The organism is Aeromonas sp. S11(2024), from assembly GCF_041402345.1.
Lineage (GTDB): Bacteria > Pseudomonadota > Gammaproteobacteria > Enterobacterales > Aeromonadaceae > Aeromonas > Aeromonas veronii.
The window spans coordinates 77,812-86,836 of sequence record NZ_JBGLRC010000016.1; the positions used below are offsets into that span (position 1 = coordinate 77,812).

General features: G+C 57.2%; 12 protein-coding genes and 2 pseudogenes. 7 read left to right on the forward strand and 7 right to left on the reverse strand.

Annotation, left to right across the window (positions count from 1 at the left end; translation table 11 throughout):
* Window positions 1-18 precede the first annotated feature (18 nt).
* Both ACB040_RS13975 and ACB040_RS13980 read left to right on the forward strand, forming a co-directional pair.
* On the forward strand, window positions 19-315 hold the full coding sequence (locus ACB040_RS13975; RefSeq protein WP_021229026.1) for a hypothetical protein: 297 nt from the start codon (window positions 19-21) through the stop codon (window positions 313-315).
* Between the two features lie 19 nt (window positions 316-334).
* The gene (locus ACB040_RS13980; RefSeq protein WP_162507950.1) at window positions 335-685 is read left to right on the forward strand and encodes a hypothetical protein; all 351 of its coding nucleotides are present in this window, start codon (window positions 335-337) and stop codon (window positions 683-685) included.
* Window positions 686-733: 48 nt separating this feature from the next.
* On the opposite strand, the gene ACB040_RS13985 is transcribed toward ACB040_RS13980, so the two are convergent.
* The 4 genes from ACB040_RS13985 to rpsF form a co-directional block, all read right to left on the reverse strand.
* On the reverse strand, window positions 734-1,474 hold the full coding sequence (locus ACB040_RS13985; protein ID WP_338773727.1) for a ferredoxin--NADP reductase: 741 nt from the start codon (window positions 1,472-1,474) through the stop codon (window positions 734-736).
* A gap of 101 nt (window positions 1,475-1,575) precedes the next feature.
* A complete protein-coding gene (gene rplI / locus ACB040_RS13990; RefSeq protein ID WP_005340490.1) occupies window positions 1,576-2,022 on the reverse strand; it encodes a 50S ribosomal protein L9 in 447 nt (148 codons plus the stop codon).
* Window positions 2,023-2,074: 52 nt separating this feature from the next.
* Window positions 2,075-2,305: a 30S ribosomal protein S18 gene (rpsR, locus tag ACB040_RS13995; protein ID WP_005308890.1), complete on the reverse strand. Its 231-nt coding sequence runs from the start codon at window positions 2,303-2,305 to the stop codon at window positions 2,075-2,077.
* 30 nt (window positions 2,306-2,335) lie between these two features.
* A complete protein-coding gene (gene rpsF / locus ACB040_RS14000; RefSeq protein WP_005308887.1) occupies window positions 2,336-2,722 on the reverse strand; it encodes a 30S ribosomal protein S6 in 387 nt (128 codons plus the stop codon).
* Window positions 2,723-2,959: 237 nt separating this feature from the next.
* On the opposite strand from rpsF, the gene ACB040_RS14005 reads away from it, so the two are divergent.
* From ACB040_RS14005 to ACB040_RS14015, 3 genes are all read left to right on the forward strand, one after another.
* Complete coding sequence (locus tag ACB040_RS14005) at window positions 2,960-4,183, forward strand: Nramp family divalent metal transporter (RefSeq protein ID WP_164980016.1); 1,224 nt, start codon at window positions 2,960-2,962, stop codon at window positions 4,181-4,183.
* 111 nt (window positions 4,184-4,294) lie between these two features.
* Entirely contained in the window at window positions 4,295-5,152 is an 858-nt protein-coding gene (locus ACB040_RS14010) for a hypothetical protein (RefSeq protein ID WP_371155216.1), read from the forward strand.
* A 163-nt stretch (window positions 5,153-5,315) separates the two neighbouring features.
* Complete coding sequence (locus tag ACB040_RS14015) at window positions 5,316-5,759, forward strand: PACE efflux transporter (RefSeq protein ID WP_279497438.1); 444 nt, start codon at window positions 5,316-5,318, stop codon at window positions 5,757-5,759.
* 127 nt (window positions 5,760-5,886) lie between these two features.
* On the opposite strand, the gene hupA is transcribed toward ACB040_RS14015, so the two are convergent.
* Window positions 5,887-6,159: a nucleoid-associated protein HU-alpha gene (gene hupA / locus ACB040_RS14020; protein WP_005340484.1), complete on the reverse strand. Its 273-nt coding sequence runs from the start codon at window positions 6,157-6,159 to the stop codon at window positions 5,887-5,889.
* A gap of 337 nt (window positions 6,160-6,496) precedes the next feature.
* Here hupA and ACB040_RS14025 point away from each other — a divergent pair, with 337 nt between their 5' ends.
* Together ACB040_RS14025 and ACB040_RS14030 are read left to right on the forward strand one after the other, a co-directional pair.
* Window positions 6,497-6,979 (forward strand): Rsd/AlgQ family anti-sigma factor, encoded by a 483-nt coding sequence (locus ACB040_RS14025; protein WP_005348975.1) that lies wholly within the window; start codon window positions 6,497-6,499, stop codon window positions 6,977-6,979.
* 100 nt (window positions 6,980-7,079) lie between these two features.
* Entirely contained in the window at window positions 7,080-7,460 is a 381-nt protein-coding gene (locus ACB040_RS14030) for a PilZ domain-containing protein (protein ID WP_005340482.1), read from the forward strand.
* Between the two features lie 50 nt (window positions 7,461-7,510).
* Here ACB040_RS14030 and ACB040_RS14035 read toward each other — a convergent pair.
* Both ACB040_RS14035 and ACB040_RS14040 read right to left on the reverse strand, forming a co-directional pair.
* A pseudogene (locus ACB040_RS14035) lies at window positions 7,511-8,839 on the reverse strand (IS4 family transposase).
* Between the two features lie 77 nt (window positions 8,840-8,916).
* Window positions 8,917-9,025 (reverse strand): annotated as a pseudogene (locus ACB040_RS14040) (IS1595 family transposase); the annotation flags it as partial.

Here is a 9,025-nt window from a genome sequence, read left to right on the forward strand (position 1 = left end):
CAATTATCCGAGGCCATCATGAACAGTAAGACCACTTTGCTACTCTCCCTTCTTCTGGTTACCGGCAGCGCCGCAGCGACCCAGCAATATCAAGAGAGCAGTGGCTCCGAATTCTCCGTCGATGAGCTTAAATTCAATCTGGACTGGGATGACAAGCAGTTCGGCTGGACCCAGAACGACTGCCTCGACTTGGGGGTCGGCGAAACCGCCCCGGCCGACTGCAGGGCGGTCAAATTCAATCTGGAAGATGAAGAGAACCGCAACCAGCCGCCGCAAACCAACCAGATCCCTGCCAACTCGCAGAGTGGCCAATAACGACAGGAGTCCCCTTGCGATGACCCAAGCCAAACACAACCCCGTTATCCAGCGTGGCGCCCTGCTGCTTTCCCTGCTGATGGCACATGGGATCGCGGTTGCGGCACCGCCAAGCAAAAACAGCGATGGCATCAAGATCTCCGGTGATGACATCAAGATCAATCTCGACTGGGATGACAAAGAGTACGACTGGTGGCAGGACAACTGCCTGGATCTTGGCATTGGCGACAGCAGGATCAAACTCAATTGCGACAAGATGGATGGCAAGTACCGGGATCACTACAACCGCAGCATCCACAGCGGCAATAACCCCGGGCAAGGTCACGACAAACAGAAGGATAAAAACAAGGGTAACGGCAAGAAGAACTGAACGCCCTCTCCTGATGCAGCAGGGGCCTGGCGCCCCTGTGCTGATTGTTTACCAATAATTCTCCGCACTGATATTGCCCGGCGCACGCCTCAGATTCTTGGCCAACCCCAGCGCCAGCAAGGTCTGCTGGGTCTCTTTCACCATCTCCGGATTACCGCAGATAAGCACTTGGCTAAGCTCGGGTGAGAACTCCAACCCCACTCTAGCCTGCAACTGACCATTGGCAATCGCCGCCGGGATCCGCCCTGCCATTGCATCGGGCCAGGGCTCGCGGCTGACAAAGGAGACATAGCGAAAGCGCTCGCCATATTGCTCGGCAAAGCTGGCGATCAAATCCTGATAGCTCAGCTCCTCGCCTTTACGTACCCCATGCACCAGCACCAAATTCTCGAAACGGTTGAACGCCTCACCATCGGCCAGCATGGAGAGGAAGGGGCCGATGGCAGTGCCGGTCGAGAGCAGCCAAAGATCGCGCCCGGCGGGCACCTCATCCAGCGTCAGAAAGCCGGTCGCCTGGGATTGCACCAGCAGGGTATCGCCCGCTTGCAGCGAGCCAAGGGACGGAGTCAGCTCACCGCTCGGGATCTCGACCAGATAGAACTCGTGATATGGCGCAGAGGGGGGATTGACGAAGGAGTAGGCGCGCTGAATGCGGCGATCGCCCTGCTCGAGGGCCAGCTTGGTGAATTGGCCTGCCTTGTAGGGAGCCAGCTCGGCTGCTACCCGCAGGGAGAAAAGGGTGGGTGTCCATTCGATGCGTTCGATGACGCGGCCTTCTACCCAAGCCATAGGGATCTCCTCCAGTGGAACAGACCTTCACTCTACCCTCGGGCCGGAAAATAAAAAACCCGCGCAAAAGCGCGGGTTTTTTCTGCAAAAGCGAATCGCTATTACAGGGCAACTACCTGGATCTGTACGGTTGCTTTAACGTCAGCGTGCAGCTGAACAGCAACTTCGTAGTCACCGGTGTTACGCAGAACGTTGCCCATGCGGACTTCGCTCTTGGCAACGGCTACGCCGGCAGCAGTGATGGCTTCAGCCACGTCACGGGTACCGATGGAACCGAACAGCTTGCCTTCGTCGCCAGACTTGGAAGCGATAACCACGGTAGCCAGTTCGGCCAGCTTGGCAGCACGCTCTTCAGCAGCAGCTTTGTTGGCAGCCAGTTTGGCTTCCAGCTCAGCGCGACGAGCACCGAAAGCTTCGATGTTGGCCTTGGTGGCCATAACAGCTTTGCCTTGCGGGATCAGGTAGTTACGGGCATAACCAGATTTCACGGAAACTTGGTCACCCAGACCGCCCAGTTTGGCAATTTTGTCGAGCAGGATAACTTGCATTACCTTTCCTCTATAAATTTCGTTGAGTTAGGCTTAAGTGCCGGGCCGATTCTTACTTGTTGTGCAGATCGGTGTACGGCAGCAGAGCCAGGTAACGAGCACGCTTGATGGCGCGTGCCAGCTGACGCTGATACTTGGCGCGGGTACCGGTGATACGGCTCGGTACGATCTTGCCAGATTCAGTGATGTAGTTTTTCAGAGTAACGATATCTTTGTAGTCGATCTCGGTAACGTTCTCGGCGGTGAAGCGGCAGAACTTACGACGACGGAAATAACGTGCCATGGCCTTTATCCTCTAGTCAGTGATCCAGAATTACTCTTCGGAAGCAGCTTCAGTAGCTTCTTCGCGGCGCTCGTCGTCACGACGGGTGAAGCGCTCTTCTTTGGCCTTGGCCATCGGAGAAACTTCAGTCACGGCGTGCTTGGTGCGCATGATCATGTTGCGGATAACGGCATCGTTGAAGCGGAAGTTGGTTTCCAGCTCATCGATAACGGCTTGCTCTGCTTCTACGTTCATCAGAACGTAGTGGGCTTTGTGCAGTTTGTCGATCGGGTAAGCCAGCTGACGACGGCCCCAATCTTCCAGGCGATGAATGGTACCACCGGAGGTGGTGATGGCGCCGGTGTAACGCTCGATCATGCCGGGAACTTGCTCGCTCTGGTCCGGATGAACCATGAAGACGATTTCGTAATGACGCATTTTAGCTCCTTACGGATTAATTCAGCCTCCGCCCAGGTGCAGCCAGACCTCGGAGGCAAGGAACATAAAGGTGTTTAGTCGCTGCTTTTCTAGGGCGGCGTATTGTACAAAATCACATCCCTCACTGCAACTGACTGCCTTAAATGTTTTTCCCGATGGAAATCATCAGAAACAACAATTGATAACAATTATCATTTAGATCTATTCTCTCTCCATATCCTTATGGAGGGTGATGCCATGCAACCCGCACTAACGACTACGATTCCAGCCCGCAAATTCAAACTGACCCTGCTCGGGCCTGCCTTTATCGCCGCCATCGGCTATATCGATCCGGGCAACTTCGCCACCAATATTCAGGCGGGCTCTACCTTTGGCTACCAACTGCTCTGGGTGGTGGTATGGGCCAACCTGATGGCCATGCTGGTGCAGACCCTCTCGGCCAAACTTGGTATCGTCACCGGCAAGAATCTGGCGGAGCACATCCGCGACCGACTGCCAAAACCGGCGGTCTGGGCCTACTGGGTACAGGCAGAGATCATCGCCATGGCCACCGATCTCGCCGAATTTATCGGCGCCGCCGTCGGCTTCAAGCTGCTGCTTGGCGTGACCTTGCTTGAAGGAGCCTGTATCACCGCCATAGTGACCTGGGGGATCCTGATGCTGCAATCCCGTGGTCAGAAACCGCTGGAGTTTGTGGTCGGTGGCCTGCTGCTGTTCGTCGCGGCGGCCTACATCGTCGAGCTGATCTTCTCCCGCCCCCATCTGCCCAGCCTGCTGGAGGGCGCCCTCTTCCCCGGTCTGCCCAACAGCGATGCCGTCTATCTGGCCGCCGGTGTGCTCGGTGCTACCGTGATGCCCCACGTTATCTACCTGCACTCGGCACTGACCCAGCACACGCAGGATCAGGGTTCAGTCAGCCAGCGGCTGCACACCACCCGGGTCGATGTGGCGATTGCCATGACCATCGCCGGCTTCGTCAATCTGGCGATGATGGCGATGGCGGCCGCTGCGTTCTACAGTTCGGGCCACCAGCAGGTGGCCGAGCTGGAATCCGCCTACCAGACCCTCACTCCACTGCTGGGTCAGGCTGCGGCCACCCTGTTTGGCCTCTCGCTGGTCGCATCCGGCATCAGCTCTACCGTGGTGGGCACCCTGGCCGGGCAAGTGGTGATGCAGGGCTTTGTCCGCTTTACCATCCCGCTCTGGCTGCGTCGCGCCATCACCATGGCTCCCGCCTTCGTGGTAATCGCCATGGGGCTCAACACCACCGAAATTCTGGTGTTGAGTCAGGTGATCCTGAGCTTTGGCATCGCGCTGGCCCTGATCCCGCTGTTGATGCTGACCGGCGATCGGGCACTGATGGGGCAACATCGCAACCACCCCGTCACCCAGGCGGTAGGACGCCTTATCGTTGCGCTGGTGATCGGGCTCAACGCCTATCTGCTGGTTGCCATGATCTAGCGAACCGTAAAACCGAGAAGAGGGGCTCATTAACACTGGTTAATGAGCCCTTTCGCACTTTGGCGTATGCTGCCGCTTTCTCTTCTCATTTATCGTTGCGAGAGCCTTGCCATGGAACACACCCGAGCCAGCTTCGTACTGGGCCATCATCAGGAGCAGGCCAGCGTGGTCTGCTGCCAGCGCGGTGACACCACGCTGCTGGTCACCGACCTCACCCCTTTTCATCCCCAGAGCCACCTCTGGCCCGATCAGCCGGGGGATGTGGGCCATGTTCGCTGGGAAGGGGGCGAAGCCACCATTGGCCCTTGCCGAATGGGGGCCATCAGCCCGGATGGCGAGCTGTTCGTCGATACTGCCATTCCGGTCAAACGGGGCGCTGAGGGGTGGAGGTTCGTGGTGGTACACCCCTTGGCGGGCGAGCACAGCTTGCCTGTCGGTAGTCTGGTCGAGTTACAGGTCGATAGCGCGGCACGCCACGCCCTGAGTCTGGGCCACAGCGGCTGCCATCTGGCAGCGCTCGCCCTCAACCGGACTCTCACCCCTTACTGGCGTAAAGAGGCGAGCGAGCTCGATGCACTGGGTCAACCCGATTTTGACCGTCTCGCCATTCAGAGTTCAAGAGTCGAGCCTTGTGGATCGCGGGAGCAGTACCGCATCGGCAAGAGTCTGCGCAAGAAAGGGGTCAACAGCGAGGCGCTGCTGGCAGATTTGGCGGTGATTGAAGAGAAGGTCAACCAGCAACTGGCCGACTGGATCGCAGCCGGAGGCGAGATCCGCCGCAGCCGCGCTGGCGAGGCGATCATCGATTCCCGTTACTGGCACTGCATGCTGGCAGGCCAAGAGGTGACCATCCCCTGTGGCGGCACCCATGTTGCCTCGCTCGCCGAGTTGGGAGAGGTCAAGGTAGAGCTCACTCAAGTGGAAGAGGGTTTTGCCATGCTGACCCGGGTCACGCCAACCGGCGCCTGAGTCGCAGACTTGACCACTCAGGGCTAACGCCCAAATTGGCAATAGAGACGTATCGTAATGAGGGGGCATCATCATGCCCCTCAACGCCAGTCATGACGGACCGATGCTTCTCTTTTAACCACCCCCTGATTAGAATGCGCCTCCCACAGGAGGCACATCACCCATGAGTAGCACCCAACTACGCACCACCCCGGATCGACTTCGTTATCTGGTTCTCTACGAAGGCATCGGGCTGGCACTGGTCGCACCGCTGATCAGCCAGCTGTTCGGTCAGGGCGTCGCCGAGGTCGGTTCGCTGGCCATCTTCTTCTCCATCGTCGCCACAGCCTGGACCTACGGCTGGAACCGGTTGTTCGACAAGGGGTTGCTCAAACTGTGCGGGCGCACCAACAAACGACCACTGGACCGCTTCCTGCACGCGTTTGGCTATGAGGCGAGCTTTATGATGCTCTCCCTCCCCTGCGTCATGTTCTGGCTCGATTTGGGAGTGTGGGACGCCCTGATGCTGGATCTCGGCTTCGTCGCCTTCTACCTCGTCTACATCATGGTCTTTACCTGGGCCTATGAGCGGATCTGGCCGCTGCCATCCAACCCGCAAACGGCATAAGGCCTCAGCCGCAACGAGGCTGACAGAAGGAAAAGTCAGGAAGGACTAATAGGAAGGATGGGAGAATCCCATAAAAACAATGCCAGTCAGCAAGCTGACTGGCATTGGACAAAACAGACTTTCGGACTTACTTGACGGCGTCTTTCAGAGCCTTGCCAGCCACGAATGAAGGCACGTTGGCAGCAGCAATCTGGATCTCTTTACCAGTTTGCGGGTTACGACCGGTGCGGCCTGCGCGGTGGGTGACCTTGAAGGTGCCAAAACCGACCAGTTGCACAGCATCGCCTTCTTTCAAGCTCTGGGTAATACCATTGATGATCTCTTCCAGAGCCACTTTGGCCTGAGCTTTGCTCAGATCTGCTTTGGCGGCAATCGCATCGACAAGTTGAGCTTTGTTCATAACATTTCCTTTATGATCGGGCATTTAGCGCTGGGTCACTCTATGCAAAAAAAAACGCACAGGCAAAGCCTTTATCGAGCCGAACGCGTCAAACGCTGGGGTTTTCATCAAGATCTGCGGAAATAGTCACATTCCACACGCGAAAAACCGTGAGCAGGCCTGAAACCTGCTAGCACGCAGACACAATCTGCTGACTATTTCTTCGCCACTTAACATTATCCCCCCATGGCTATTGACGCTTGCCCAGATTTTCCCTAGTTATAGGTTGTGTCACTGCTCAAACGGCTCGGAATACCGAACAATCGGCCAGCCTTTGCCCCACGGAGGGATAGGGATTATGTTGACGAAACTGGAACAGACCAAGCAGGCGCTGGCAGGCAAGCATAAAGCTATCGACGACTGGCTGGATGCAAGGCAAGCATTGCTGGTTGGATACATGCAGCTGGCAGGCCTCACTCCGGCGCGGACCAAGCAACGCAGCCTGCCCAAAACAGAAGAGCTGCATCAGTTTTGCGACCGCCTGGTCGACTATGTCAGTGCAGGCCATTTCGAGATCTACCACCACGTCGTCACCGCCTTCGAGCAAGCCAGCGGCGAAACACTGGAGCTGGCCAAACGCATCTATCCCCATATTCGCAACAGCACTGAATTCGCCCTCGAGTTCAACGACAAATACAGTGATGCCGACGAGGCCCAATTGCTGCTACTGGATGATGATCTCAATGAGTTGGGTCCGGTTCTGGAAGAGCGGTTCAAACAGGAAGATCGCCTGGTCAAGGCGCTTCATGTGGTGGAATCCTTGAGTACCCAGCAAGCCTGAATGCCATTTTCGGAGCAAGTTCAAGATACTGGCAACCAAGGTGGATTACACTCAGAGCAATGACCCTAGCGTCCACACTTATTGCATACAGGAGATGAGCATGTCTGAGCGCCGCCGTTTTGCACGGATCCTCTACTTGACCATGGCAGAACTCACCCAGGGGGAACAGAAGTGGCAGACCCAGCTTGTCGACGTCTCCTTGCAGGGAGCCCTGCTGATCCGCCCCGACGACTGGGAGAGCCGTGACAACAAGGAGTACCAGCTCAGCTTTATCCTGAGTGGTAGCGATATCGAGATAAAAATGCAGGTCGAGCTGACCCACGAAGCCAGCAAGAAGCTGGGGTTCTACTGCCACCACATCGATATCGACAGCGCCACCCACCTCAAGCGGATGATCGAGCTCAACGTCGGCGACGAAGAGCTACTCCACCGCGAGCTGGAACAACTGCTGAGCGAACATTTGGAACATAGCCAGCCCTGATGGCAGGTGCCAGCCCATAAAAAAGAGCGCCAAGGCGTAATGCCAGTCAGTTAAGCCTGACTGGCATTTTTTTATTGGCTTTTTGCACCGCATACTTTTGTGGTCTTGCCTTCACACTGGGGGGTAACTTCGCTCCCTTCGCTCCGGTAATACAAACTGCCCCGCCTGTTTCTCCAGCTCTGCCACCCGCTTCGGAATACTCCCCGGTGACAGGTACGGCATGCAGCTCAGTTCATGGATAAGATAGACCGACGCCATGTGAAAACTCAGCTGGCTCGCCGTGTATCCCTTCAGACTCGCCGCCATCTTTACCATCTGGCTGCGCAGCAGGTTATGCGCCAGCAGCACTCCCCACAGCTCTTGCCGTATCCCCGCCGCCTTCTTGCTGCGCAGGGTCAGCCGGTGTTGTTGCAGGCTGTGCCTCATCTCCCGATAGCCCAACTCGATTTCCCAGCGGTGGCTGTAGAACTCGACGATATCGGCCCCCCGGGAATCGCATCGGGTCGACCATCGAGGTCAGCACTTGCCGCTCTTTGCCGTTGATGGTGCGGGTCAGTAAGCGGGCTTCTAGTGTCTCTGGCAGTTGCGACCACTTCTTCCTCGCCTGTGGGCTGGTCTTGAGATGCACCAGCACATCCTGGCGCTCCAGCTTGCGCACCACCTCGTATAGCGTGCCCTTTTTGAGTGGCAGCAGCCAGTGCCGCTCGCTGCCAGTGGTTTGCCAGGCGTGGAGCAGACCGAGAGAATAAAACCCCTTGTCGAACAGAGTTAGCGAGTGGTCTGGTGTGTGCGCGACAAGCTGCTCGGCCAACACCATCTCGTTGACGGCGCAGCTCTCCATGACCGCCTGAACAAGCTGGTGGCTGGTCAGCTCCATCTGGCAGAGCATGCGTGCCTGCGGATAAGCGGTCTCCCCATGCTGAGTACCGGGCTTGGCAAAGGCAGCGGCATTGTCCGGGGTATCGGGTGTGCGCCACATCACGCCATCGACGGCGAGTAGTTGCAGCCCGGCCCAGCCGGGATGATTGGCCTGCTGGTGCCAGCGCGAGGCGGTCTCGTGAAACAGCCGCTCAATGCTCTTGTCCCCCCAGTTTTTGGCGAGCTTGCAGGAAGGCGCTGGGGGCAACGAAGGGGCGGTCGCCGGGCAACAGGATATCGAGCTGATTGACGAGCTGGGTCATGGGGACGTGGCGGAAGATAGCCATGCCGATGATGGCCCAGACCAGACGCTCCATGGGCATACGGCGGCGACGCAGGGTCACGACATCCTCTTCGGCGAGCAGCGTTGTGATGAGCTCGGGAGGAATGAGGTCTGAGAGTGACTCAAACTGGGCAGTATTGCTGGCGTGGAGGAAGTCGAGAGCCTGGTCGATACGCATAAAAAATCCGAAACCAATCAACAGGTTTCGGATTTTCACACAACAGAAGGATCGGTCAATGGATCCTTAACTGATGGCTATGTCCAAATTACGTGTTGCATGGGGCGCCCCAGCGCCTCATGCAAACATGCTTTGATATTTACGCCTTTTCCGTAACGCTCCAGCATCCTGAGCCAACCCAGGTAG

What these genes read in the sequence shown, in the direction of transcription:
- ACB040_RS13975 (WP_021229026.1), top strand. Translation starts at nt 19, where the DNA reads ATGAACAGTAAGACCACTTTGCTACTCTCCCTTCTTCTGGTTACCGGC.
- ACB040_RS13980 (WP_162507950.1), top strand. Translation starts at nt 335, where the DNA reads ATGACCCAAGCCAAACACAACCCCGTTATCCAGCGTGGCGCCCTGCTG.
- ACB040_RS13985 (WP_338773727.1), bottom strand. Translation starts at nt 1,474, where the DNA reads ATGGCTTGGGTAGAAGGCCGCGTCATCGAACGCATCGAATGGACACCC.
- rplI (WP_005340490.1), bottom strand. Translation starts at nt 2,022, where the DNA reads ATGCAAGTTATCCTGCTCGACAAAATTGCCAAACTGGGCGGTCTGGGT.
- rpsR (WP_005308890.1), bottom strand. Translation starts at nt 2,305, where the DNA reads ATGGCACGTTATTTCCGTCGTCGTAAGTTCTGCCGCTTCACCGCCGAG.
- rpsF (WP_005308887.1), bottom strand. Translation starts at nt 2,722, where the DNA reads ATGCGTCATTACGAAATCGTCTTCATGGTTCATCCGGACCAGAGCGAG.
- ACB040_RS14005 (WP_164980016.1), top strand. Translation starts at nt 2,960, where the DNA reads ATGCAACCCGCACTAACGACTACGATTCCAGCCCGCAAATTCAAACTG.
- ACB040_RS14010 (WP_371155216.1), top strand. Translation starts at nt 4,295, where the DNA reads ATGGAACACACCCGAGCCAGCTTCGTACTGGGCCATCATCAGGAGCAG.
- ACB040_RS14015 (WP_279497438.1), top strand. Translation starts at nt 5,316, where the DNA reads ATGAGTAGCACCCAACTACGCACCACCCCGGATCGACTTCGTTATCTG.
- hupA (WP_005340484.1), bottom strand. Translation starts at nt 6,159, where the DNA reads ATGAACAAAGCTCAACTTGTCGATGCGATTGCCGCCAAAGCAGATCTG.
- ACB040_RS14025 (WP_005348975.1), top strand. Translation starts at nt 6,497, where the DNA reads ATGTTGACGAAACTGGAACAGACCAAGCAGGCGCTGGCAGGCAAGCAT.
- ACB040_RS14030 (WP_005340482.1), top strand. Translation starts at nt 7,080, where the DNA reads ATGTCTGAGCGCCGCCGTTTTGCACGGATCCTCTACTTGACCATGGCA.